This window comes from Pseudovibrio sp. Ad37, assembly GCF_001623075.1.
In the GTDB taxonomy this organism is placed as follows: Bacteria; Pseudomonadota; Alphaproteobacteria; order Rhizobiales; family Stappiaceae; genus Pseudovibrio.
The window spans coordinates 13,333-38,004 of record NZ_LMCF01000144.1 but is presented as its reverse complement, the minus strand read 5'-3'; the positions used below and the strand labels follow the sequence as shown (position 1 = coordinate 38,004).

Annotated in this window: 18 protein-coding genes, 1 tRNA gene and 1 pseudogene; 11 read left to right on the top strand and 9 right to left on the bottom strand. The window is 51.2% G+C overall.

Going from position 1 to position 24,672, the window contains the following annotated elements; genetic code table 11:
• Positions 1 to 126: pseudogene (locus PsAD37_RS29225) on the top strand (IS30 family transposase); the annotation flags it as partial.
• Between the two features lie 178 nt (positions 127 to 304).
• On the top strand, positions 305 to 553 hold the full coding sequence (locus tag PsAD37_RS18860) for a hypothetical protein (RefSeq protein WP_153039803.1): 249 nt from the start codon (positions 305 to 307) through the stop codon (positions 551 to 553).
• A 196-nt stretch (positions 554 to 749) separates the two neighbouring features.
• On the opposite strand, the gene PsAD37_RS18855 is transcribed toward PsAD37_RS18860, so the two are convergent.
• A tRNA-Cys gene (locus PsAD37_RS18855) sits at positions 750 to 823 on the bottom strand.
• 302 nt (positions 824 to 1,125) lie between these two features.
• Here PsAD37_RS18855 and PsAD37_RS18850 point away from each other — a divergent pair.
• The 3 genes from PsAD37_RS18850 (at position 1,126) to PsAD37_RS18840 (ending at position 4,481) form a co-directional block, all read left to right on the top strand.
• Complete coding sequence (locus PsAD37_RS18850) at positions 1,126 to 1,785, top strand: protein-L-isoaspartate O-methyltransferase (protein WP_063297454.1); 660 nt, start codon at positions 1,126 to 1,128, stop codon at positions 1,783 to 1,785.
• A gap of 459 nt (positions 1,786 to 2,244) precedes the next feature.
• Positions 2,245 to 3,612 carry a TolC family outer membrane protein gene (locus tag PsAD37_RS18845; protein WP_063292423.1) on the top strand — a complete coding sequence of 456 codons (1,368 nt, stop codon included), beginning with the start codon at positions 2,245 to 2,247 and terminating at the stop codon, positions 3,610 to 3,612.
• 221 nt (positions 3,613 to 3,833) lie between these two features.
• Positions 3,834 to 4,481: a PopZ family protein gene (locus PsAD37_RS18840; protein ID WP_063297453.1), complete on the top strand. Its 648-nt coding sequence runs from the start codon at positions 3,834 to 3,836 to the stop codon at positions 4,479 to 4,481.
• A 141-nt stretch (positions 4,482 to 4,622) separates the two neighbouring features.
• Here the strand turns inward: PsAD37_RS18840 and PsAD37_RS18835 are convergent, their stop codons facing one another.
• Positions 4,623 to 6,542, bottom strand: a complete 1,920-nt coding sequence (locus PsAD37_RS18835; protein ID WP_208991970.1) for a mechanosensitive ion channel family protein — start codon at positions 6,540 to 6,542, stop codon at positions 4,623 to 4,625.
• 378 nt (positions 6,543 to 6,920) lie between these two features.
• On the opposite strand from PsAD37_RS18835, the gene PsAD37_RS18830 reads away from it, so the two are divergent.
• Complete coding sequence (locus PsAD37_RS18830; protein WP_063289056.1) at positions 6,921 to 7,466, top strand: DUF2155 domain-containing protein; 546 nt, start codon at positions 6,921 to 6,923, stop codon at positions 7,464 to 7,466.
• Positions 7,467 to 7,479: 13 nt separating this feature from the next.
• Here the strand turns inward: PsAD37_RS18830 and aat are convergent, their stop codons facing one another.
• From aat to PsAD37_RS18805, 5 genes are all read right to left on the bottom strand, one after another.
• A complete protein-coding gene (gene aat / locus PsAD37_RS18825; RefSeq protein ID WP_063297452.1) occupies positions 7,480 to 8,169 on the bottom strand; it encodes a leucyl/phenylalanyl-tRNA--protein transferase in 690 nt (229 codons plus the stop codon).
• Between the two features lie 31 nt (positions 8,170 to 8,200).
• A complete protein-coding gene (accC, locus tag PsAD37_RS18820; protein ID WP_063297451.1) occupies positions 8,201 to 9,568 on the bottom strand; it encodes an acetyl-CoA carboxylase biotin carboxylase subunit in 1,368 nt (455 codons plus the stop codon).
• Positions 9,569 to 9,582: 14 nt separating this feature from the next.
• Positions 9,583 to 10,059: an acetyl-CoA carboxylase biotin carboxyl carrier protein gene (gene accB / locus PsAD37_RS18815; protein ID WP_057464435.1), complete on the bottom strand. Its 477-nt coding sequence runs from the start codon at positions 10,057 to 10,059 to the stop codon at positions 9,583 to 9,585.
• A 525-nt stretch (positions 10,060 to 10,584) separates the two neighbouring features.
• On the bottom strand, positions 10,585 to 11,328 hold the full coding sequence (locus PsAD37_RS18810) for a DsbA family protein (RefSeq protein ID WP_063297450.1): 744 nt from the start codon (positions 11,326 to 11,328) through the stop codon (positions 10,585 to 10,587).
• A gap of 51 nt (positions 11,329 to 11,379) precedes the next feature.
• Positions 11,380 to 12,822 carry a M48 family metalloprotease gene (locus tag PsAD37_RS18805; protein WP_063297449.1) on the bottom strand — a complete coding sequence of 481 codons (1,443 nt, stop codon included), beginning with the start codon at positions 12,820 to 12,822 and terminating at the stop codon, positions 11,380 to 11,382.
• A gap of 185 nt (positions 12,823 to 13,007) precedes the next feature.
• On the opposite strand from PsAD37_RS18805, the gene PsAD37_RS18800 reads away from it, so the two are divergent.
• Positions 13,008 to 14,150: a pyridoxal phosphate-dependent aminotransferase gene (locus tag PsAD37_RS18800; RefSeq protein WP_063297448.1), complete on the top strand. Its 1,143-nt coding sequence runs from the start codon at positions 13,008 to 13,010 to the stop codon at positions 14,148 to 14,150.
• A gap of 55 nt (positions 14,151 to 14,205) precedes the next feature.
• On the opposite strand, the gene PsAD37_RS18795 is transcribed toward PsAD37_RS18800, so the two are convergent.
• A complete protein-coding gene (locus tag PsAD37_RS18795; RefSeq protein WP_063297447.1) occupies positions 14,206 to 17,226 on the bottom strand; it encodes a ribonuclease E/G in 3,021 nt (1,006 codons plus the stop codon).
• 398 nt (positions 17,227 to 17,624) lie between these two features.
• On the opposite strand from PsAD37_RS18795, the gene PsAD37_RS18790 reads away from it, so the two are divergent.
• The 4 genes from PsAD37_RS18790 (at position 17,625) to prfB (ending at position 23,286) form a co-directional block, all read left to right on the top strand.
• Positions 17,625 to 17,924, top strand: a complete 300-nt coding sequence (locus PsAD37_RS18790) for a hypothetical protein (protein ID WP_063297446.1) — start codon at positions 17,625 to 17,627, stop codon at positions 17,922 to 17,924.
• Positions 17,925 to 18,031: 107 nt separating this feature from the next.
• On the top strand, positions 18,032 to 19,285 hold the full coding sequence (locus PsAD37_RS18785) for an N-acetylmuramoyl-L-alanine amidase (RefSeq protein ID WP_063297445.1): 1,254 nt from the start codon (positions 18,032 to 18,034) through the stop codon (positions 19,283 to 19,285).
• A gap of 269 nt (positions 19,286 to 19,554) precedes the next feature.
• Positions 19,555 to 22,005: a penicillin-binding protein 1A gene (locus PsAD37_RS18780; protein WP_063297444.1), complete on the top strand. Its 2,451-nt coding sequence runs from the start codon at positions 19,555 to 19,557 to the stop codon at positions 22,003 to 22,005.
• A 149-nt stretch (positions 22,006 to 22,154) separates the two neighbouring features.
• Positions 22,155 to 23,286, top strand: a protein-coding gene (gene prfB, locus PsAD37_RS18775; protein ID WP_153039802.1) for a peptide chain release factor 2 whose coding sequence is annotated in 2 segments (ribosomal slippage) — positions 22,155 to 22,223 and positions 22,225 to 23,286 — 1,131 coding nt in all. Because the reading frame shifts where the segments join, the coding sequence is not laid out codon by codon here.
• 71 nt (positions 23,287 to 23,357) lie between these two features.
• Here prfB and PsAD37_RS18770 read toward each other — a convergent pair.
• Positions 23,358 to 24,578, bottom strand: coding sequence for a M23 family metallopeptidase (locus PsAD37_RS18770; protein ID WP_063297442.1), 1,221 nt, complete (start codon positions 24,576 to 24,578; stop codon positions 23,358 to 23,360).
• Between the last annotated feature and the right edge of the window lie 94 nt (positions 24,579 to 24,672).

Genomic DNA, 24,672 nt, shown 5'->3' with positions numbered 1-24,672 from the left:
TTATCTGTACACACGCAGCCTGAACTTGATGCAATAGCAAGGCAACTCAACCAACGACCCCGCAAGACCTTGCAATATCAAACCCCAGCTGAGAAGTTCTCACAGTGTGTTGCCGCGACCAGTTGAAACCACCTCACAAAATACCATTTCAATACATCACTCTGATCTCGATACCCGCCAGAGTAATAGTGGGAAGAAAGACGTGCGCAAACACGTCATTCCACGGCCTTTGTCAAATCAGCCCGTGAGAGCGTAAAGCGAGCTAGAAGGCTCATTCCCACCATGATCATGCATTGCAAATTGTATGGTTGGGAAATCTATCCATAGTCTGAGAGTAAACTTCAACGTGAACCTGTTTGGAGAAATCGCTCCGGTTAAAGCTGAACCGGTGGCACTGTATCTTGGTGGCAAAAGCCAGCTGGCTGGCCGTATAATTGGCCAGATCAATCAAGTCTCTCACCTGAGTTATGTGGATGTGTTCTGCGGGCGTCAAGTTGTTTGTAGGTGGAAGAGCGAGAAGAGGACAAACACATCTTTGATATTTATGCCATAAGCGGCCACACTTGGAGATAGAGCGTAATCAGCAGGCTAAGTGCTCCATATCGCTTCCACGGCAGAACAGATGGAATGGTATATGGCCGAATTTTGAAGATTTTTTCCCGATCAAAATCCCTCACTTATCAAAGTGCATTCAAAAGTGAGGGATAAACCCTTGAAAAAACAATGATATCAATGGGGAAAAGGGGAGATGGAGGCCTCTGCCGGAATCGAACCGGCGTACACGGATTTGCAATCCGCTGCGTCACCACTCCGCCAAGAGGCCCCGCTGTGGTGTGAGGGGCTTTTCTGATATTTGGGCCGGATAGTCAAGCGGGCAAATTCACTTTCCACGATCACTCTTGTGTAAAACACCGAAATCTATGGGGTTTACCTAGGTGAGTAGCTTTCTGGATGAGACACGGCTTTTCTTCCTGCATGGTGAAAAAGCTTGTATTTGCACCGCAAAGTTCAAAAATAGAAAAACAACAGAGGGTACTGTTTATTTTTACGGATCTGGCAGCTTGTGTTTGTGGTGCATGAGCGATATTTCTCAGCCAAAGAATCTTGCGAGACAGTGAGGACAGGATGGTCAACTTCGCGGAACAAAGAACACTGATGGTCGACAATCAGCTGCGGACCAATGATATTACAGACCTGCGCATTATTGGTGCTATGGGCAAGGTGCCTCGCGAAAAGTTCGTTCCGGAAAACCTGCAGGAGTTGGCCTATATTGATGAAGATGTAGCCGTTGATGAAAAAGGCGAGCGTAAAATGCTCAAGCCGCACATCTTTGGCCGTCTTGTTCAGCTGGCTGATATCACTGCCAAGGATGTTGTGCTTGTGGTTGGCGCTGCCTCTGGTTATGGCGTGGCGATTGTTTCCTACCTAGCAGAAGCTGTTGTTGGTCTGGAAGTTGATGTGACGCTGTCTGAGGCGGCTTCAGCGAATCTGGAGCAGCTGGGCATTGAAAATGCTGCTGTGATTGATGGTGATCTGGCCAAGGGTTATGCGGCTGACGCGCCTTATGATGTTATTCTGGTCAACGGTTCCGTTGAAGAGCTACCGGAAGCCTTGACTGCTCAGCTAAAAGACGAAGGTCGTCTTGTTGTGGTTGAGGGGGAAAGTAATGCAGGTGTTGCTCGGCTTTACACCAAGTCTGGTGGCAACGTGAGTTCCGTATTTGCGTTTAATGCGCATGCATGTGCGCTTCCAGGATTTGAGAAACCGGAAGTCTTTGAATTCTAAACGCTTGCAACTCAGGTATGGAAATGTGAGGCGAGGGGAAACCTTCGCCTTTTTTTGTTTTTCTGTGAAGTGTTGTGATGAATTTCCGTTTTCGTGATGTGAATTACAGTTTTGTCCCAATGCTGGTTTAAAGCACTTCAAACTCTGGTGGGGTAAAATAGGAACTGAGCGCTGCTGCTGTCTTTTCTATCAATGATGTAGAGATATACACGTTTCAATCATTGGGTGAAAAAACGGTAGTAAAAACTTAATGGTTCTATTAGTGTGCCTCCGGGGAATGATATTCTGCGATTGGGTTAGGTAATTATATCGATAAGATGTTGCCTGTTCGTCGCAGTATTTATTTTTTTCCAAAATCGGCTTGATCGCCGGTTTCGGAAAACGCCGAATAAGATATACATTTCGGCGAGTGTGTTGGGTTTGCGGTTCGTAAGATTGACCCTGTTTGAGGCATATAAAGTGGTTTCTCGGAAAACGTTAACGGGTGCAGTTGCAGTAGTCGGCTTGCTTGTGAGTGCTCAAGGCGCGAATGCTCTTTCAATTAAAGAAGCATTGGCTGCTACCTATCAGAATAACCCGACATTAAACGCATCACGCGCTCAGCTTCGTGCGACAGATGAAGGTGTGCCACAGGCTTTGGCCGGATGGCGCCCAAGCATTATTGCCAGTGGTAACTATGGTTACCAGTGGCAGGAGACTCAGGGCACTAACCGAAACCGTAATGAGTATACAGCATCCTTGCAGGTTACTCAGCCGCTGTTCCGTGGTTTCCGGACTGTGAACTCTACCCGTCAGGCTGAAGCTATTGTTCGTGCTCAGCGTGAAGATTTGCGTACAGCAGAGCAGACTGCGCTTTTCCAGGCTGCGACCGCATATATGGACGTCATTCGCGATACCGCGCTTGTGTCTTTGCGTCGGAGTGATTTGAAGTTCCAGGAAGAGCAGGTTCGTGCCTCTAAAGATCGCTTCAATGTGGGCGAAGGTACGCGGACGGATGTTTCTCAGGCTGAATCAGGTCGTGCACGTGCGCAGTCCACACTGAACACAGCGCTGGCAAACCTGAACACAAGTCGTGCGATTTTCCGTCAGGTGATTGGCATTGATCCAAAAAACCTGAGCGCTCGCACCAATGTGACAAGTTTGCTGCCGAAGACTGTTTCTTCTGCAATCTCTATTGGTCAGGAAGAGCATCCTGCGATCCAGTCTTCTCAGTTCCTGGTTGATGCCGCTCAGTTTGCAGTGAAAACTGCTGAGGGTGTATTGCTTCCGACTGCTGATGTTCAGGGAACATTGTCCTATAGCGACAACAACCTTCCTGGCGTGTCTGGAAAGCCGACCAGAACTGCTTCTATTTTTGGTCGTGTGACTGTTCCTATCTACCAGAATGGTAGCGAATATTCTGTTGTGCGCCAGTCTAAAGAAGATCTGGGCCGCACCGAGATTTTGGTTGATGTGTCCCGTGATAGCATCCGTGCTCAGGCGATCTCCTCCTGGGGGCAGCTGAATGCATCGATCGCTTCCATTACGGCAGCTGAAGCACAGGTTGCTGCGGCTCGTCTTGCTTTGGAAGGCGTGATTGAAGAGCAGCGTGTTGGTCAGCGGACCACGCTTGATGTTCTGGATACGCAGAGTGATCTGGTGGATGCGCGCGTAACATTGGTGACAGCGCAGCGTGACCGTGTGGTTGCTGCTTATGCGGTTCTTTCCTCTGTTGGTCGTCTCGACTATAACAGCCTGGCATTGACCGGTGCGCGTTATGATCCAACTGAACACTACCGTCTGGTACGTGATAAGTGGATTGGTCTGCGGACCCCGGATGGGCGTTAAGCTCTTCTGATATAATGAAATTTTGAAGAAGGGAGCCTTATCGGCTCCCTTTTTTGGTGCCGTATTTTCAAATTTGCTCGTTTTCCTTGTGGGAATTGGCTTTTTGCTGGATATGTGGCTGTCAGGCGGGGGCGCTTTTCTCCTATATTTAAGTAAGTATTTATTAATGAACTGAGTCGGAAAGCCGGCGGATTAGACGCGATTAGAAGTGGAGCACATACATGGGAGCTGTCTCACAGGGTAACGAGCCTTCCATGGAGGATATCCTGAGCTCGATCCGCAAGATTATTTCGGATGACGAAGCAAGTGGCGCAGAACAGATGACAGATGCTGCATTGAGTGACGCGGACGCAGGTCGCGAATTATCACAGGACGATCTAGATAAACTCTTTGATGATGCGCCAGCGGAAATGGAGCCTGCTCCAACTCCTGAGCCTGAAGTGGTGAAGGGCGCGGAACCAGACGTTCTGGAGCTGACGCAAAAAGAGCAGATCGACGAGCAATCCTCCTCATTGAAAATTATTGAAGGCCTTGCTGATGAAGACAAGGAAGAGGATGGAGACATCGCTTTTCTTGATCAGCCGGGTCCTGAAGCGTTTGGGTTGAGCAGCATGGGGCAAGATGATATTCTTGAGCCTTCTGCTGCAAAAAGCCCGGCGGAAACACTTATCTCAAGCGCGACGGACGAAGTTGTGTCCAGCGCCTTTAACGGTCTTGCCAACACGGTGCTGTCCAAGAACGCCCGTACGCTGGAAGAACTTGTGGCTGAGATGCTGCGCCCAATGCTGAAAGGCTGGCTCGACCAGCATCTGCCAAGCGTGGTGGAGCGGCTTGTGCGCCAAGAGATTGATCGCATCTCGCGCAAATAATCCTCTGGATGTGAGGGGAGAAGCACTCCCCTTCACACATCCGCTCTCTGCTACTCTTTCTAAGAAAACCGTGTCAAAACTGATCTGTGGTGTGGGCTGTTTGGGTATTTGTCGCTCAAATAGGAGGCCGTTAGGTACATGCTATAGTTTATCCTTGGTTCCTCCTCTTCTTTGTGTGTTTGCTTCTACAATAGGGTCGTTCGTAGCTTTGAGCGGACTTTCCGTTTCGCCGTAGTTGGTGACGAAGGGGTGGGCGACTTCGATGTTTTGGTCTGAAATAAGTTTCAGGGTGCGGATGATGATGCTCTCCTGAATGGCGAGATACTCATCACGAGTTGCGGCCTGAACGCTGTCCTCGATCTGGATCACAATGCCGTTTTCATCAATGTTCTCCAGTCTCACCTTTGCTGCATCTGGTTGGGACAGCGGATGTTTGGCCAGCATTCGTTTGATCTTGGTGATGAGCTTTTCCAGTTGCTCTGCGCTGGTGTCGTACTTCAATGCAAATCTCAGAACGACGCGGAAGTGATCTTTCAGCGTGTAGTTCATGAAGTTCATCTTGGCGAGGTCGGCGTTAGGAATAGTGACCAGCGTTCTGTCCGTGGTTCTGATACGGGTTGAGCGCATACCGATGGATTCCACGTGTCCGCGCACCTTGTTGAACTCGCAATAATCTCCGACACGGACAATGCCGTCCGCATAGAGGATCAGGCCGCCGAGGAGGTTTTCGAGCGTGGGTTGAGCGGCCAGAGCGATCGCGAGACCGCCGACACTGATACCAGCGATAATGCCGTAGAGCGGGATATTCAGGCGGGTTGCACCGTAAGTGAGCAAAATGAGAGCGCACAAGATGGCGAAGAACTGCGTTGCTGTGCGAATGATGCTGCGGTCGATGGAGGCAACACCGCGGTTCTTGAGCAGTACCAGCTCGCTCAAGAGGCGCAGGGTTTTGTAAATGATGACTGCGCCGCCAATCCAGACTAGTGTTTCGATGGTCAGGTCATAGACCTGCAGAACCGGGCCACCGATATTGATTTGATAGTCAGCCAGATAACGCAGGAAAATGAGAGAGCCGACAATGACGCCGGAGGTGATGATGCTGAGCACTTGCCGCCGAACAGGCTTATTGCGGTCTGGCAGGCGCCGTATGGTGGTGATGAAGAAGAAAAGAATGACTGCGGCGATTGCTGTGATCAGGATCAGTGCGAACCACTGCCAGACGGCTTGTCCATAATACAGCTCCAGTAGCCATGGAGGCTGGCTTTCAATCAGTGAGAACCAGGCTGGTGGAAGCAGGTGCCCGGGACTGCTGGCGAAGAAGTGGTAAAGGTCTTGCGGAATGGAGTAGCGGGACGGAAGCGCTTTGACTTCCTCATAAAACTCCGGGATCCGGTCTACTGTTTCTGCTGAGAAGATATAGTCTCCTTGCTGCGGTCCCTCAGTCATCCTGGTGATGACGATTTGGGTGAACGGGATCGTCCAGGAGCTTTCCAAATCGGCCTGATTGAAGTCGTAGGTGCCTGCAGCGGTTCCGGGGATATCCGGGAAGGGTGGGAGCGGGATGCGATCCAGTATCTCTTTGAGCTGCAGAACCAGTTCCAGTGATGTTTGCTGGCGTGTTGCACTGGGGAGGCCGGAAAGATCAAAGCAGCCTCTGGCCCGTTCCAGAAGAATCTCGGCGAGATGGATCTTGTTTTGAATGTGCTCATGGTTTTTGCTCATGCCGAGCGTTTCCATAGAGAACGCCCCCATGCCGGTGTTCTCTTCATAAGCTTCCTGAATAAGGTGGTTTGTTTCCTCCATGATGTCGAGAAAGCTGTCCAGTGTTGCTCTTGGGGAGCTGGTGTCGGCAGGTGCGAGAGGGAACATGCCGATGATATCTTTTGTGCGGAACTCCATCAGCGGCATTGCTGGCATGCGTAATGTCTCAGGCATGCCGTTCTCATCAGATGGCATTTCTGGCTTCTCGGAGGGGGCTTTCAGGATCTCCTTTTGCTGCTGTTTGATGTACTTTTGGTAGAGCGACTGGGCCGGTGCATGGCTGGGGAGTGCTGCAAACAAAAGAAGGCACAAAACCGCATAAATAACGCGCGCAACGCTCAAATAACGCAAATCAACGCAAAGCACACTGGCGGCGCGGTATGTCCGTTGTTGTTGGGTTATCGGTTGCGGTCGCTTTGGTTGCATCTAGGTCTTGGTTGATGTCAGTTTCCTGTTCTATGAAACCAGCCACTGAAGACCATTTGGACAATCTACGCCCTGTTATTTAAGTAAAATTTGCCGGTGGGTTATCGTGGCTTTCGCGCAACGCCTGTGGGTTAGCTGAGATTCCTCAGCGATTGCCGCGTGTTTGCCTCGTTCTGGCCTTTTCCCCGTAGCATTCCAGTGCTAAGCCCTTTACAACTTGGGCGTTTGAATCACTAGCTGCTGGAAAGTTTTATGGGTTTTACAATGCGTAAATATCTTGGGCGCGCTGCATCCTGCGCACTTGCTGCGTTGATTGGTGGGGCAGCATTTGCGTTGCCTGCACAAGCTCAGACACCAATTAAAAACCCGGTTGCAGTGTTCAAGGGGCTGGATAAAATCACCGGCCGCATTACCACGTTTGATGTCTATATTGATGAGACAGTTCAGTTTGGCGCGCTTCAGGTAACGCCGCGCGTTTGCAATTCCCGGCCTCGGACAGAAGCCTCTCAAACCACTGCGTTTATTGAGGTTGATGAGCTTACGCTTGACAGTAAAGTGCGCCGGATTTTCAGTGGCTGGATGTTCGCAAGTAACCCTGGTGTGCACGCTGTTGAGCACAGCGTCTATGACATCTGGCTGATCAACTGTAAGAAAACGACTTCCGTGCCGCCACCTGAAGGATACGCTGGTCCAGCTGTTGATCTTGTTTCTGAAGAGGATGATCTTGCTGGTAAGGACTTTGTTTCTTCAGGCGAAATTCCGGTGCCACGACCGAAGGTTGTTGCAACACTGCGGTAAATGATGCGGCCTCTCAGATGAGGCCGGTTTTGTTTTTAGGTGGAGCAGGGCGCATATCCTCGATGATCTGCAGCACCAGCTTGCCAGAGCTTTCCTGCGGTAGCGCGTGAAAATCTCCGTGTACCATCAGCGCATTTTCCAGCAGCTTGCCATACTGCTCTTTGGGAACTTCTGTTGCTCCGAACTGTTCCAGATGTTCGGTTACGAACTGGGCATCCAGTAATCTGTAGTTTCCATAGAGCAAACGGCCATACAGATGCACAAGGGCAACCTTGGAGGCGTCCCGCTCCAGTGAGAACATGCTCTCCCCAAAGAAAGCTCCGCCCAGTGATACACCGTAAAGGCCGCCAACGAGCTCTTCAGCGGCGTTATAGACCTCGATTGTGTGGCAATAGCCCATGGCAAAAAGTGCAGTGTAGAGCTTGCGGATCTCAGTGTTGATCCATGTCTCTTTGCGCTCTGAGGTGGTTGTCGCGCAGTGAGAGATTACTGCCTTGAAATCACGGGAGGCTCGAACGACAAACTTGTCGGAGCGGACGGTTCTGGCGAGCCGTTTGGGGATGTGAAATGAATCGAGCGGCAAGATACCTCGCCGCTCGGGATCAATCCAGAAAAGATCAGGAGAGTCAGCAGTCTCAGCCATTGGAAAGATGCCACAAGCGTATGCTTTAAGCAGAATTTGTGGGGTAATCTTAAATTCCATGCTGGCCTGCTTTTGACCTCCCTAAATCTCCTCAGTTTTCTTCGGAGTTCTGTGCTGCGATGTGCGCTTCCAGGAACTTCTCAAGCCAATGGATATCATAGGCGCCGTTGGCGATATCCTGATTGTCCAGAAGCTCTGTGAAGAGCGGAACAGTTGTGTTGATGCCATCAACCACAAACTCGCTCAGAGCACGACGCAGGCGCATCATACATTCCACACGGGTCCGGCCATGAACGATCAACTTACCGATCAGGCTGTCATAATGCGGAGGAATTTTGTAGCCCTGATAAACGCCTGAATCTACGCGCACGCCCAGACCGCCCGGTGGGTGGTAATAGGTGATTGTGCCCGGAGATGGTGCGAAGGTCAGAGGATGCTCTGCGTTGATACGGCACTCAATCGCATGACCAGAGAAGCGAACTTCTTCCTGATTGATTGACAGAGTAGAACCACCAGCGATGCGGATCTGTTCGATCACAAGATCAATGCCGGTTACCATCTCGGTCACAGGGTGTTCCACCTGCAAACGGGTGTTCATTTCAATGAAGTAGAACTCACCGTTTTCATAGAGGAATTCGATTGTGCCCGCACCGCGATACTTGAGCTTACGCATAGCGTCTGCACAAACTTCGCCGATTTCCATCCGTTGCTCTTCATTGAGCGCAGGGGATGGACATTCTTCGAATACCTTCTGGTGGCGGCGCTGCAAAGAACAATCGCGCTCACCGAGGTGGATCGCGTTGCCCTGACCGTCGCCCAGAACCTGCACCTCAATGTGGCGTGGTTTGCCGAGGTACTTTTCCATGTACAGAGCATCATCGCCAAAGGCTGCTTTGGATTCGGAACGTGCGGTTGAGATCGCAGTATCCAGTTCTTCAGCCGTCAGGGCAACTTTCATGCCGCGGCCACCGCCGCCTGCCGCCGCTTTTACGAGAACCGGATAACCGATTTCCTTAGCGATTGCATGGACGTCGTCTTCAGGAGTGATGCCACCATCAGAACCCGGCACAACTGGAATGCCCAGTTCTTTTGCCGTGGTTTTTGCCTGAATCTTATCGCCCATCACACGGATGTGCTCTGAGGTAGGGCCGATAAAGGTGATGCCGTGTGCCTCAAGAATTTCCGCAAAGCGTGCATTCTCGGACAGGAAACCATAACCGGGATGCACAGCGTCGGCGCCAGTGATTTCACAGGCTGCCAGAATCTGCGGGATGTTGAGGTAGCTGTCGCGTGCTACCGGCGGACCAATACAAACACTTTCGTCAGCAAGGCGCACATGCATTGCGTCTTCGTCGGCAGTAGAGTGGACCGCTACAGTGCGAATGCCAAGCTCTTTACATGCCCGAAGGATGCGGAGTGCGATCTCGCCGCGGTTTGCGATGAGGATCTTTGAGAACATAGAGACTTCGCCTGTTATTCGATGATGATAAGTGGTTCGCCGAATTCAACTGGCTGACCATCTTCAACCAGAATTGCAGTCACAGTGCCTGACTTTGGTGAAGGGATCTGATTCATGGTCTTCATAGCTTCAATGATCAGAATAGTTTCACCCTTCTTGATGGACTTACCTACTTCAATAAAGACTGACGCGCCTGGCTCTGGCGCCAGATATGCTGTGCCAACCATTGGAGAAGTAACTGCGCCCGGATGGTTTGCTGCATCTGCAGAAACTGCAATCTCTACAGGTGCGGCCGCTGCTGGTGCTGGAGCAGCTACAGGAGCAGGTGCTGCTACTGGTGCCACTGCACCCACTGTCAGCTGACGAGCGACACGAACGCGGAGATCTTTTTGTTCCACTTCGATTTCGGTCAGGTTGGTTTCGTCCAGCACATTTGCAAGCTGGCGGATCATTTCCTGATCAAACTTAGTTTCTTTCGTCATCGTTTTCATCGTCCAGTTCGAAATGCCCTGACTAATGCCAGGAGCCTTCGGTTTGGCCCCCAAAGCGACTGTGCAGCAAGGATGGCCTTTTAATAATCTGTGAAAATCCAATTGCTCAGAGCAAATGCGGACTTTCTGACTGAATGAACTATCTAAGCAGTTGGTTATTAACTGCTTAGATAGCCATTAATTCTCTAGTTGCGAGATGCTGTCTTTTAAAAAGTGTGCATCCGGAGTGCCTAGGCTGCGCATAAGGCAATATCATGTTTATTAGCGCAGAAAGGCACATAACGCTTTAGATTTACTCAGAAGTACACAAATGTAGTTGCGCCTACGCAACCAATCTGTTCTCAAAAACTCTGTGTAATACGCTAGGTTTACTTGACGTATTGGTAAAGCGTAGCCAGGCAAATAAACATAACTGGCCCTCTTATATGGTCAGAGCGGACCAAGGAAAAGACCTTTGTCCGCTCTGAGTTGAGTTCTTAAGGATAAAGCTGCGAAAATGCGTTGATATGCGCGATTGGGACCAATCTACTCGCGTTCAGCTGCAATTTTTTCCTTCAAAGTGTCGTAGCCGACGGCTCCAACAATCACTTCTTCACCCAAAATGTAGGAAGGGGTTCCGGTGATGCCGAGCTGTTCAGCAATAGTGAATACTTCCTGGAAGGTTTCAGCGGCGCGGTTGGACTTCATTGATTTTTCCAGGTCTGCATCAGAGATCCCGAGGTCCTTTGCAACTTTCAGGCTGCTGGCGAGGTTTGCGCGACCAGGCTGACCCAGAAGTGCGAGGTGGAAATCCTCGTATTTATCAGGTGCAACTTCAGCAACTGCGATCGCAACGCGTGCGGCTTCCTGAGAGGCTTTGCCCAGAACTGGGAACTCTTTCAAGACAACGCGGAGGTTCTTGTCTTCATCAACGAGGCGAACAAGGTCAGACAGTGCGCGCTTACAGTAACCGCAGTTGTAATCGAACAGTTCTACGAGTGTGACGTCGCCATCCGGGTTGCCGAGGACAATCTGGTAGTCACTGTTGTAGATCTCATCAGAGAGGCTGGAGATGGCGCCTTTGCGTGCACTTTCTTCTTCTGCGAGGCGGCGCTTATCAAGTTCCTGAAGCGCTTCCAGCACGATTTCCGGATTTGCGACAAGGTATTCCTTGATGATTGTTTCGACTTCAGCGCGGTTCACCGATTCTGCTTGTGCAGAAAAAGTTGCTGGCAGCAGGGCGAACGTTGCTGCACATGTGATCGCAGCTCGGCGAATGAGTTTCTTCATGACGTCTCCTGTAACCCTGTTCGGGTGCTTGATTTTTATCAGTCTGATTTGTTAGCGGCGTCTGAGCTGAGGCACTTTGGCTGACAGTATATCGTCAGCTTGTTGCCAGGCAGGTGAGCCGACTTTCAATTTTTTCTGAGCGCGCTTTGCATAGCGCTGTGCGCTGCGAACATCGCCGCGGGTCATATGGCTTTGAGCCGTTGCCAGATCTGCACCAGCGATATCGCCTAGACGGGCATTTGCGATTGCAAGTTGTGCATAGCCGTTCATAGAATATCTGTCTTTTCGCAGAGCTCTGGTCAAAATGCTCTTTGCTTCTTTCAGGTACCGCTTGTCGTCGGATGCGACCATTGCGAAGCCCAACCAGATTTCAAAATGCGGATTGCCAGGATAAAGCGCCAGCGCCTTCCGAAATGGCGCAATTGCGGCTTTCGGCTTGCCGCCTTCGAGCAGCGCCTGTCCTTTGATTTCATAAAAATACGGATATTCCGGCGCTTTTGAGATCAGGGCGTCAATTTTTCTGACAGCTTTTGACGCTTTGTCGGATCTCATGCTTGCAATGGCACGGGCATATTGTGCTGGGAGGCTTTTGTCTCTTTCCGGATAGGCGCGATAAACTGAGTTTTTGTGACTGGTGAATGCCAGCAGTTTGGCTTTGACCATGTCATGTTTCAGTTGAAGGCGCTCAGGGTCTTTCTTGTTAAAGTGCTTCGCCTGTTGAGCCCTGTTTTGAAGGGCGTTGAAACGCGCGCGCGGCATGGGGTGGCTGAGCGCGTATGGATCTACATACTGCGCTGAGAACAGAGCCTGATCCGCCATGCGTTCAAATGTTGTGAGCATGCCCTTGGCAGAAACGCCGACGCGATCGAGGTAGCGCAGGGCTGCCTGATCAGCTGATGATTCTTCAGATCTGCGATAGGACAAGAAATTTCGTTGGGCGAGCGCTCCGCCACCGGAGACTGCTGCTGCACCACCGCGGGCGATAGAACTGTTGCCCGTGGTTGCACCTGCTGCCATCGCACCTGCACCCAGGATCATGCCGATAACTGACATAATCTGTGCGTTTGAAGCTGCCTGGCGCATGCGAACCAGATGGTTGCCTGCAATATGGCCGGTCTCGTGTGCGATTACGCCGATCACTTCGCTTGGCGTTTTGGCATCCATGATGACGCCGAGGTTGATAAACATCCTGCGGCTGTCTGGAACGAAGGCGTTAAAGCTCTTGTCATTGACCAAAATGATCTCAACCTGATTGGCAGGAAGTCCAGCTGCCCGGAAGATCGGTTTGGCGTATTCGCGCAGCAGATCTTCAGTTTCTGCATCGCGAACGAGGGGGAGCCCCTTCTTTTGTTGAGCTTGAGCTGTGGTGATTGCCACATTAGGTACAACCAGAGAAAGTGCGGTTGCTGTTATAAGAAATTTGCGCGCAAACTTTGTTGCTTGTGATTTGACTGGTTCGATCACACGTTTCAATGCATTGTTCTTAAATTGCACGTCAAGTCCCCTTAATTGGCTTGGCAGGCGCAGAGCGGTTCGCACTTAAAGTACTACATAGACTTTCAAATAAGCCTTAATCACCCAAGATAGGCAGTTATTAGGCAAAATTGCTAGGTAGCCCGAAAAATTAAAGCACAGGCTCTGAGAAGAAGAAATAAGAGGGAATGCATTTGTCAGTATTAATGGGATCAAAACGTAGTGAAGTCCTGCCTTTTCAAGCTATGGAAGTGCTGAATGCTGCTAACCGCCTTGAGCAGAACGGAGAACACGTGCTGCACATGGAAGTGGGACAGCCGGGAGCGCCTGTTCCTGACTCGGTTTTGAAGGTTGCGCATGATCATCTGTCTTCTGGCCGATTGGGATATACGGAAGCGCAGGGCATTCCGTTGCTGAAGAAGAGCATTGCTCGCTACTATAAGCAAACCTTTGGATTGGAGGTTCCTGAATCTCGCATCTTTGCAACCACGGGTTCTTCTGCTGGTTTCAACCTTGCTTTTCTTGCCGGATTTGACAGAGGGGACCGCATTGCAATTACCTCTCCCGGCTATCCGGCCTACCGCAATATCATTGAGGTGTTGGGGCTGGAGTGTGTTGAGATTGAGGTTGGGCCAGAAACGCGCTGGTCACTCACCCCTGAGATTCTTGAGGCGGTGCATAAGGAGAAGCCGCTAAAGGGCGTGCTTGTGGCCAGTCCGGCGAATCCGACCGGGACCATGATGTCTCCTGATGCTCTCAATGCACTGGTTGAGGCTTGCGAGGCGATGGATTTGTGGTTCATCTCCGATGAGATTTACCACGGGCTTGCCTATGATATGGAGGAGGAGACAGCGCTTCGTTTTACGGACAAGGCGATCATCGTCAATAGCTTTTCCAAATACTATTGCATGACAGGTTGGCGAATTGGCTGGATGGTGTTGCCTGAGGTGCTTGTACGTCCGATTGAGCGGATTGCGCAGAGCCTTTACATTTCGCCTCCAGAGCTGGCGCAGGTGACTGCAGCTGCTGCTTTTGATGCGACGGAGGACTATGAAAAAATCAAGGCTGGGTATGCAGCCAACAGACAGGTGTTGCTCGATCACCTTCCTCAGCTTGGTTTTGATGTGCTGCCGGTTGATGGTGCGTTCTATGTGTATGCGGGTGTTTCAAAGCTCACCAACGACTCCATGGAGTTCTGTCAGAAGATGTTGGCAGAGACACACATTGCGGCAACGCCCGGCGTAGATTTCGATCTGACACGCGGGAATCAATACATGCGCTTTTCCTTTGCGGGGAAGGAGCCTGATATCAAGCTTGCGGTAGAGCGGTTGGAAGGCTGGCTTAAGTAACAGGCAATAAAAAAGCCCGCTCAGTTGAGCGGGCTTTTTTTGAACTTGTTTCTTCTTAGAAGAAAGAGCGGCGCTGCCACCAACCTGTGCGGCGCGGCGAGTCATCATCGCCTTCAACGGCAACGGTTTCCCCTTCAACAACCTTATGCGATGTCACAACCGGTTTGGTTGGCGCTTTCGGTTTCGCTGGTGCTTCGGCCCCAACTTCTGCTTCTGCAGCTTTAGGGGCCTCGACAGCCGGAGCTTCTTCCTTCACTTCAACCTTAGCGACTTCCGCAGGCTTTTCTTCTTTAGGCTGCTCAGCCACCGGTTCTGCAGGCTTGCTCACTGGTTCTGCCGGAGCTTCTGCAGGTTGTTCGGCTTGTATTGCCACTTCTGCGAGAGCTTCTTTCACTGCGACGTCTGAAGTTTCTTCAGCCTGAGGGGCAGGAGCTTCGGTGGCTTCAGAAGAAGCTTCCTTTTCAGCTGTTTCCTCAGGTGCAGGTTTTACTCTGCGACGACGGCGAGGCTTGCGGGTTTCTTTCTTCGGCTCTTCTTCAACTACAGCCTCTGTTACCGGCTCTGCAGGAGTAGCAGTGTCTTCTGCAGCTACTGCCTCATCTGCGGTCTCAGATTTTGCTTCTGCGATGATCTCCTCAACGCTGTCCACAGAGCTTTCTTTTGAGCCTTCTGCTTCCTCGGAGCTTTCACCGTTCTCGCCGTTTTCGTCAGATCCGCTTCTGCGACGGGAGCGGCGGCCACCACGGCGACCACGGCGACGCTTGCGGCGGCGATCTTCTTCTTCGTCTGTTAACTCAGTAGAATCCGCGTCAGCTGACTTTTCTTCAGAGGATGCGTCCTCTTCAGTAGACGGCTCTTCAGCGCTCGCAGATGTTGTTTCCTGCTGCTCAGCTTCGTCTTTCTCGTTGCCAGTGCGACGACGACGACGACGACGGCGACGACGGCGATCATTGCCGTCCTCATCAGCTTCTTCTTCTTGCTTCTCTTCCTCAGGAGCCTCTTCAACGATGTCTTCCTCTTCCTCCTCAACGGGGAAGATGGTGTCTGGCTGAACTGTAGCTGGCAGAGGCTGCGTACGCTCGCTTGGTGTTGCCAGCTCGCCGCGCTCCAGAGTGAAGTGCTGTTCGGTGACTGTATCGTCTCCGAGAATGGAAATCTCCAGACCGAAGCGACGCTCCAGATCCATCAGGTGATGGCGCTTCTGGTTGAGAATGTACATCGCCACTTCATTTGGCGTGCTCAGGTTCAAGTTGTGAGTAGATCCACACAGCAGCTGATCTTCCAGGGAGCGGAGGATATGCAGAGCAACAGATTCTACTGAGCGCACGATGCCAGAACCATGGCAGTGCGGGCAAACAACTGATGAGCTTTCGAGTACGCCGGTGCGGATGCGCTGACGTGACATTTCCAACAAGCCGAAATGTGAGATACGGCCAACCTGAATGCGGGCACGGTCAGACTTCAGACATTCTTTCAGACGACGTTCAACAGCGCGGTTGTTGCGGTTCTCTTCCATATCAATGAAGTCGATAACCACAAGGCCGGCGAGGTCACGCAGGCGAAGCTGACGTGCAATCTCTTCTGCTGCTTCAAGGTTGGTTGCCTGAGCTGTGTCTTCAATGTTTTGTTCACGGGTTGCTTTCCCGGAGTTCACATCAATCGCAACTAGAGCTTCTGTCTGGTTGATGACAATGTAGCCACCAGACTTCAGCGTCACCTGTGGTGAGAACATTGCGTCGAGCTGGGCTTCTACACCGAAACGGGTGAAGATTGGCGTTGCATCGCGATAAGGCTGAACATTCTTGGAATGGCTTGGCATCAGCATGCGCATGAAGTCTTTCGCTTCACGGTAGCCTTCTTCGCCTGAAACCATAACCTGATCAATGTCTTTGTTGTACAGGTCGCGGATAGAGCGCTTGATCAGGCTGCCTTCCTCGTAAACGAGGGTAGGAGCTGCTGAATCAAGTGTCAGTTCGCGGACATTTTCCCAAAGACGCAGGAGGTATTCGAAGTCACGCTTGATTTCTGCTTTGGTTCTGCTGGCGCCTGCGGTACGCAGGATAACGCCCATGCCGTTCGGCACATCCAAATCACCAGCAACCTGCTTCAGGCGCTTACGGTCTGTTGGCTTAGTGATCTTGCGGGAGATCCCGCCACCACGGTCGGTGTTTGGCATCAGAACAGAGTAACGGCCAGCGAGGGACAGATATGTTGTCAGAGCAGCGCCTTTATTTCCGCGCTCTTCCTTCACGACCTGTACCAGCAGCAGCTGACGGCGTTTGATGACTTCCTGAATCTTATAGTTGTCGCGCAGACGGCGAGGGCGTGCGGTAACTTCTTCTTCCGCTTCCTCTTCGCTATCATCCTGCTCGTCAGCTTCAGATGTCTCTTCTGCAGCTTCCTCAGTCGCGTCTTCTGATGCGGCTTTGGCGGAAGCTTCTGCGTCTTCAGCAGCATCAGGCTCAGCTACAGGCTTTTTTGAAGAAGGCTTGGCAGCCGTTGCTTCATCAGCGCTTGCTTTTTGTGCTGTAGAAATGCCAGCTTCGTCTTCTTCCGTAGCTTCTGCCTCAATATCCTCGATGCTGTCATCCTGGAAAGGAGCATCCATGCTGGCAAGAGCTTCAGCCTCGTGTTCTGCTTCCAGAGCACTGGTTTCAGCTTCGATCAGTTCAGCAACAACGTCTTCAGAGGCTTCTGCGGCTTTTGCAGCTGCTACCTTTTGAATTTCTGCTTCACGCTTTGCTTCTTCTTTTTCTCTGCGGGCACGTTCACGCTGGTTTGCAGCGGCTTCAGCTGCAAGCTGAGCTTCAAGAGCCTCCCGATCTTCTTTCGGGAGCTGATAATAATCCGGATGGATTTCGCTGAAGGCGAGGAACCCATGTCTGTTGCCGCCGTACTCGACAAAAGCTGCCTGAAGTGATGGCTCTACTCGTGTGACTTTAGCTAGGTAGATATTTCCGCGAAGCTGCTTTCTGTTTGCGGCTTCAAAGTCAAATTCCTCAACCCGATTCCCGCGCACGACCGTAACCCGGGTCTCCTCCGGGTGGGTCGCATCTATCAGCATCTTGTTTGCCATGAAGTGAGTTCCTTAGGACCAAACACTGAAGACGGCGCGAGTGGCGCTGAGATTTGTACATCGTCAGGTCGGTCAACTTGTTATGTAAGTTGCTAGTAGAAAAGGAGAGACGGCGGCGCGCATGACCACGACAAGAAGGGACCGACTGACACGTCAGCGCACTGCTTCTTAACCCATGTTCATTTGTATTTGCGCGTAGCTTTGACAAACCGTTCGCCCTTAATGATCTCTTTTTGACCGCCCATAAGGCGGTATGCTTGAAATGGAAGCGCTTCTTCAGGCTTCCAATCTGTAAACGTCTGTTCCTGCGCCTAACTGCCGTATCTCTCCGAAAAATCGGGGATAAAGCACTTATCCAAAGCGACAGAAAATCTGTTCACAACCCGCCATGACCGAAAATGTCACGGCAAAACTCTGTCTTGGCTCTCGAGCAGACTGCTCTTCCAGTTGGTTTATACCGCATCCTCATCAACAAACCGGAAACGGCACAAATGGCTCATATGGGCTTTTTGAAACATTTCGATCAGTTTGAAAACTGCGAAAAACTCAGGATATCAGCTTCAAAAAATATGGCTCACAACTTTACGGAACAATTCCAAATCGAAGTCCTAGTAAACCTTTTACGATCCCTCGAGACGCTTGGCAAGCTTGGGAAAATCGATCTGGCGATGTCTTGCTACGAAAGCTGCAGTTGTTAATCAATGCTTAATGATAGGTTTGGCGGGGTGACTTTCGCTTAATCGTGTTTTAATCGTTCAACTTGATTTAAACTAAATTGCCAATGTTTCTATAGGGGAGTGAAAAGGTGAGCCGCATCAGTCATGCATTCAGGTTCTGTGCTCTCAGCTTTTATTGTGTTGCGTTTTCTCTCATTGCAACAGTTGCCATGAGTGCTGCTGCATCAGCGCAAAACGCGGTTTCGGTCGTTTCTGATGCACGTGTTGCCGGAGATCTGGCACGGACGCGCTTCATTCTGGATATGGATGGTGAGGTTGGATATAACCTTTCATTCTTGTCTCACCCTTATCGGTTGGTGATTGACCTGCCGTCTGTCACCTTCCAGTTTCCAAGAGATTTCGTGCCAAAAGGGCGGGGACTGGTTCGGTCCTGGCGGTATGGCTCCATCTCCAAAGGGCGTTCCAGAGTAGTACTGGATCTCAACTCTCCAGTTGCTCTGGATAAAACCTTTTTGTTGCCCGGCGTACAAGATCAACCAACACGGCTGGTTATTGATCTGACCGAATCTTCTCCTGATGAGTTTGAAGCTGCGGTTGGTCAGGCCACTTCACATGCGCAGCCTGTAGGGGCGACGGCATCTGTTCCAAAGCAAGAAACTCAAGAGCCAGCTACATCGGTTGAAAATGAGCTGCCTGTGATCATTATCGATCCGGGGCACGGCGGTGTTGATTCTGGCGCAGTTGGCAGTAATGGTACGCTTGAAAAGGCGATCGTTCTGAATTTCGGTCGGTTTTTGAAAGAGAAACTGGATAAACTTGGCTACTATCAGGTCCATCTAACCCGTGATGATGACAAATTCATCTCTTTGGGAAACCGGACCAAGCTGGCGCGTGGGAAAGGGGCTGATCTGTTCATTTCCATTCATGCGGATTCGATCACAAATGGGGCAGAGACGACGCGTGGAGCCTCAATCTACACGCTCTCAGAGCGAGCGTCTGACCGAATGGCGGCTGCGCTGGCGCGCCGTGAGAACTATTCGGATGTGATTGGCGGGGTCGATTTTTCTGATGAACCTGAAGAGGTTACAGATATTTTGGTCGAGCTCACCCGCCGTGAAACCAAGAATTTTTCGATCCATTTTGCACGGTTGGTGGTTGAAGAACTTAAAAGCGCCACAACAGTTATTAAAAATCCTCTTCGTTCTGCGGGGTTCCAAGTGCTGAAAAGCCACGATGTTCCGTCTGTTTTGATTGAACTTGGATTTCTTTCCAATAATCTGGATGAGAAAATGTTAGGTTCTGATGAGTGGCGGGAACGCGTGTCGGATGCGATTGTTCAAGCGACGAACGGTTTCTTTCGGGCTAGAATTGCGCAGCAATAGCCGTTTGGTGTGGTTGTTTTTCGGGTGCGTATATGTCGCGGCTGTAGTGGGATAAAGGCTAAGTTCCTGCCTCAGCTTTGACATAATGAAAAGCGATTGGGTGCCAAACTGTAACAGTGAAGTCTGGATTCGATTCTGCTGCATTCATTTCAGGAAGAGACCTCTTGACCCTTAACGGGAAATGCATCAGGAACGGCGTTTGAAACTGCCTCTGGAATGCTGGCTTCACGACACGAACATTCTTAGCGGGAAAGCAAACGAGCCCGAATATGAGATTATTTTTAAAGTTCATTGGATATCTCTTTGGGATTTCAGTTGTTCTGGGGCTGATTGCAGCTGCCGGATTGTGGATTTATCTCAATGACATAACCAAGGATCTACCGGACTACACCGCGCTGAAAGATTATGAACCGCCAGTCATGACACGTGTGCATGCTGCTGATGGGCATCTTATGTATGAGTTCGCGCGTGAACGGCGTTTGTTTATTCCGATTCAGGCTATTCCGGACCGTGTGAAACAAGCTTTCTTGTCTGCTGAAGATAAGAATTTTTATGAACACATCGGGATCGACCCGTGGGGCATTGGCCGTGCGGTGATCACCAACGTTCGTAACAGTGGATCTGGGCGCCGCCTTGTTGGAGCGTCCACGATTACTCAGCAGGTTGCAAAGAACTTCCTTTTGACTGGTGAGCAGAAGTATGAGCGCAAGATCAAAGAAGCGCTTCTTGCTCTGCGTATCGAGCAAGCGTTTACGAAAGAAGAGATCCTTGAGCTTTATCTGAATGAGATTTATCTCGGTGTCGGCGCTTACGGTGTTGGCGCTGCTTCCCTAATCCTTTTTGATAAATCTGTTCACGAGCTTGAGCTTGAAGAGATTGCGTATCTCGCTGCTGTTCCAAAAGGTCCGTCCAACTATCACCCATACCGCTACCGGGACCGTGCGATTGAGCGCCGGAACTGGGTCATCGACCGTATGGTTGAGAATGGTTACGTGACTGTTCAGGAAGGTATTGAAGCTAAGGCCAAGCCTCTTGATGTTAAGCTGCGTCCAACCGGTAACCTCGTGAAAGGCTCTGAGTATTTCTCTGAGGCTGTGCGACGCCAGTTGGCCGGTCAGTACGGTGAAGAGAAACTTTATGAGGACGGTCTGTCCGTTCGTACTTCCCTTGATCCTGAAATGCAGCTGAAGGCGCGTAAGGCACTGCGTGACGGCCTGGTTGACTTTGACCATAAGCGTGGCAAGTGGCGCGGTCCGATCAGCACGATTGAAATCACCTCCAGCGACTGGGGCGCGGCGCTTGCCAAAGTTCAGACGCTGAACGATGTTCCTGAGTGGACGAGTGCGGTGGTTCTGTCTGTGAGTAATCAGAAAGCCGTAGTAGGTCTTCGTCCAAAGCGCATGGCAAACCGGAAACTTTCTACTGAGCGTGTCCGTGCAGATCTCTCCCTGAGTGATATGAAATGGGCTCGCGTCAACGGGCGTGCACCTCGCAATGTGCAGGAAGTGTTAAGCCCGGGCGATGTGATTTACGTTCAGCGTCAGGCGAGTGGCAAATACGTACTGCAGCAGGTGCCAGAGGTTTCGGGTGCCATTGTTGCCATGGATCCGAATACTGGCCGCGTTGTCGCGCTGGTTGGTGGTTTTAGCTACGCCGAAAGCCAGTTTAACCGCGCGACGCAGGCTTGGCGTCAGCCGGGCTCTGTGTTCAAGCCGTTCGTTTATGCAGCTGCGCTTGATAATGGTTATACGCCGTCTTCAGTGGTGCTCGATGCGCCTGTTGAAATTGAGCAGGGGCCGGGTCAGGCGCCATGGAAGCCACAAAACTATGGTGGCAAGTTCTATGGGCCATCTACTCTGCGTACGGGTATTGAACTGTCCCGTAACGTGATGACTGTTCGTCTTGCTCAGGATATGGGCATGGATCTGGTTGCTGAATATGCGCGCAGTTTTGGCATTGACGACAATATGATGCCGGTGCTCTCCATGTCTCTTGGTGCGGGTGAAACCACCGTGATGCGCATGACAGCGGCTTATTCCATGATGGCCAATGGCGGGCGCCGAGTGCAGCCTACTCTGATTGACCGTATCCAGAACCGTTATGGTGAGACTATCTATCAGAACGATCAGCTTGTTTGCACAGACTGCTCCGAAGAGTATTGGAACAATCAGGGAGAACCTGAGCTGATTGATACTCGTGAGCAGGTGCTTGATCCTATGACCGCCTATCAGATCACTTCCATGATGGAAGGTGTGGTCAAGCGCGGTACGGCGACAAGTGTTAAAGCTGTTGGCCGTCCTGTTGCTGGTAAAACTGGTACCACCAATGATGAGCGTGATGCATGGTTCGTTGGCTTTACGCCAGAACTGACTGTGGGTGTGTTCGTTGGATACGACACGCCTCGCAAAATGGGCCGCGGTGCAACTGGTGGTCAGGTTGCTGCGCCAATCTTCACGGCCTTCATGAAGGACGCTCTGAAGGATGCGCCTCCATTGGAGTTCCGTGTTCCAAACGGATTGCGTCTGGTGTCTATCAACCGCCGTACTGGTCTGCGGGCTGGTGCCGGGGCTCCGGGTACAATTCTGGAATCCTTCAAACCGGGTACATCGCCACCAGACAGTTACTCTGTCATTGGCTTCCAGGATGAGATTGGTATCCGTCAGGATCTGTCTCCGGAAGCCGGGCGTGCCGTTATGTCCGGCACAGGTGGACTTTACTAAAAACTTCATGGGCTGGTCTTGCTAACTGCATGACCAGCCCACAGTTTCTGTGGTCTGGCTGATTGCGGAAATCGTTTGCTGCGATTATGTTCGCACCCGACGCAGTGTTATTGACTGCACAGTTGTTTTTCAAAAAAGTGAGGTATCCGATGCGCGCCGAAATGGAGGCCATCGTCGACGAAATCAAGCAGGCCATAAGCCTGCTGAGGAGGCATCTTTGACTGGGACACTGCACTTGTCCGTCTAGATGAACTCAATGCGCTTTCTGAAGATCCAAACCTTTGGAATGACCCGACGAATGCGCAAAAACTGATGCGTGAACGTCAGCAGCTGGATGACAGCATTGGCGGTGTTCGCAAGCTTGAGCAGGATCTCGTTGACAATCAGGAACTGATTGAGATGGGCGAGATGGAAGATGATCAGTCCGTTGTTGATGAGGCTGAGGCTGCTTTGAAAGCTATGCTGGAACAGGTCAATAAGCTGCAGCTGCAGTCTTTGCTCTCCGGTGAAGCCGATGGAAATGATACGTATATCGAGATCAATTCCGGTGCGGGCGGTACTGAAAGTCAGGACTGGGCCAGCATGCTTTTGCGTATGTATCGTCGTTGGGGTGAGCAGCACGGCTATAAGGTCGAGCTGATGGAATACAATGACGGCGAAGAAGCTGGCATCAAGTCTGCAACTTTGCTTGTTAAAGGTGAGAACGCATACGGCTGGATGAAGACCGAAGCTGGTGTTCACCGTCTTGTTCGCATCTCGCCATATGACTCCAACGCGCGTCGTCATACGTCCTTTGCGTCCGTCTGGGTTTATCCGGTTATTGATGACAGTATCAATATCGAGATCAACGAAAGCGATTGCCGCATCGATACCTATCGCGCCTCTGGCGCAGGTGGCCAGCACGTGAACACGACTGACTCTGCTGTTCGCATTACGCACAATCCGACGGGTATTGTGGTTCAGTGTCAGAGTGAGCGTTCACAGCATAAAAACCGCGCAACTGCGTGGGATATGCTTCGCGCGCGTCTTTATGAAGCTGAACTTCAGCGCCGTGAAGAGCAGGCGAGTAAGGATGCTGCGTCCAAAACTGATATTGGTTGGGGACATCAGATCCGCTCATATGTTCTGCAGCCATATCAGCTCGTGAAGGATCTGCGTACAGGCGTGGAATGCACTGCGCCTTCTGACGTTTTGGATGGCGATCTGGATAAGTTCATGGAAGCAACGCTGGCGCACCGCGCATTCGGCAACGCGCCTGCTGCGGTTGAAGATCTGGATTAAGTCTGAATCTGTTGAAATGAATTAGAAAGCCCTGGAACTCAGTTCTGGGGTTTTTTGTTTTCCAAATGGTTTTATGGAAGGTTGAACGCGACTTTGGTTTGTTTTTTGGGCTTGAAAATCGCTGCTAGTCTGTCGCCATTGCGGATGAAGCGCATTGGGTTGACTGGCTTGCCGTTGAGGCGCACCTCGTAGTGGAGGTGGGGGCCTGTTGAGCGGCCCGTATTGCCGACAGTACCTATAATATCGTCCATGTTGATGCGCTGGCCTTCGCTAACGAGTAGCTTGTGCATGTGGGCGTAGCGGGTTACTAGGCCGTTGTCGTGTACGATTTCCACGGAAAGGCCGTAGCCGCCGTTGTACCGTGAGAGTGAGACAATGCCGGTGCCGGTTGCTTTGACTGAGGTTCCGCGAGGTGCTTTGAAATCCAGACCAGTGTGGATTGCGGGTTTGCCAAGGAACGGGTCTGTTCGGGCTCCGTACGCACTGGAGATGTTGAAGCTGGAGAGCGGGCGGCCAAAGGGCAAGGCATCCACTTTGATATTCAATTCAATGCGTTGTTCAATGATCCGGCGTGCAGCAATCATGCTGCTGTCTAAATCAGCAGACCCAACGTGCTGATAGATGCCGCCAGCAGATGAACTTGGGGTAACAAAGACAGGCTGTGCAACGCCGGCTTTCTTAAGCAGCGTGTTTGCACGTTTAATGTCGTCCATTGCCGCTTGTGTGTAAGCAGTGAGCAAGAGTTGCCCTTGCGCTTGCTTTGCGTAGAAGTCTTTGTGAGGGGCAGCTGGCTGTGGCGCGGTGGATTGCTTGCCTGACAGTGTTTTCAGAATATCGAGCGGAGCATCGTTTTGTTGTGGCGCAAAAGATAGTTTGTTGGAGTGTGCAACACTGACTTCTCTTTGTTGCGGTTTGCGCTTTGGAGAAGGCGGGATGGCGGAGAGGACGAGGTTTGATTGTTCCGCCAATGTCACCAGCGCTTCGATTTCCTGAAACTGTCGTAACAGTTGCGCTTGCTGTTTGCGGGCAGGGGCACTCAGACCGGATGTATCCTGATCCAACCGTCCACGCATCTCACCGAGCTGAAATTTAAGGTCTCGAATTTCACTTTCATAGTTTTCACGGAGCGCCAATTCTCTGGATAATGTTGAATTAAGTCGCATCTCGCTGAGAGACTGTTGAAAGCTGCTTGCCAATACTGCGGAGACGACCACCGTTGCCGCAAGACCGGAAACCCAATAGGCCATGGGAGGAATTACGCGCAGCTCAGATGTGATGCGCGAAAGCCACATTGGGCCATCCAATTTCAATTGGTTGTAATTGTTAGAAAACTCACTGCACCTGGAAAGCTTCATCGGATGACCACTTGCTCAGTTTGCCTACTGG

What these genes read in the sequence shown, in the direction of transcription:
- PsAD37_RS18830 (WP_063289056.1), top strand. Translation starts at nt 6,921, where the DNA reads ATGGGTTTTACAATGCGTAAATATCTTGGGCGCGCTGCATCCTGCGCA.
- PsAD37_RS18860 (WP_153039803.1), top strand. Translation starts at nt 305, where the DNA reads ATGGTTGGGAAATCTATCCATAGTCTGAGAGTAAACTTCAACGTGAAC.
- PsAD37_RS18850 (WP_063297454.1), top strand. Translation starts at nt 1,126, where the DNA reads ATGGTCAACTTCGCGGAACAAAGAACACTGATGGTCGACAATCAGCTG.
- PsAD37_RS18770 (WP_063297442.1), bottom strand. Translation starts at nt 24,578, where the DNA reads ATGTGGCTTTCGCGCATCACATCTGAGCTGCGCGTAATTCCTCCCATG.
- PsAD37_RS18840 (WP_063297453.1), top strand. Translation starts at nt 3,834, where the DNA reads ATGGGAGCTGTCTCACAGGGTAACGAGCCTTCCATGGAGGATATCCTG.
- PsAD37_RS18790 (WP_063297446.1), top strand. Translation starts at nt 17,625, where the DNA reads ATGTCACGGCAAAACTCTGTCTTGGCTCTCGAGCAGACTGCTCTTCCA.
- accC (WP_063297451.1), bottom strand. Translation starts at nt 9,568, where the DNA reads ATGTTCTCAAAGATCCTCATCGCAAACCGCGGCGAGATCGCACTCCGC.
- accB (WP_057464435.1), bottom strand. Translation starts at nt 10,059, where the DNA reads ATGAAAACGATGACGAAAGAAACTAAGTTTGATCAGGAAATGATCCGC.
- PsAD37_RS18780 (WP_063297444.1), top strand. Translation starts at nt 19,555, where the DNA reads ATGAGATTATTTTTAAAGTTCATTGGATATCTCTTTGGGATTTCAGTT.
- PsAD37_RS18810 (WP_063297450.1), bottom strand. Translation starts at nt 11,328, where the DNA reads ATGAAGAAACTCATTCGCCGAGCTGCGATCACATGTGCAGCAACGTTC.
- PsAD37_RS18795 (WP_063297447.1), bottom strand. Translation starts at nt 17,226, where the DNA reads ATGGCAAACAAGATGCTGATAGATGCGACCCACCCGGAGGAGACCCGG.
- PsAD37_RS18800 (WP_063297448.1), top strand. Translation starts at nt 13,008, where the DNA reads ATGGGATCAAAACGTAGTGAAGTCCTGCCTTTTCAAGCTATGGAAGTG.
- aat (WP_063297452.1), bottom strand. Translation starts at nt 8,169, where the DNA reads ATGGAATTTAAGATTACCCCACAAATTCTGCTTAAAGCATACGCTTGT.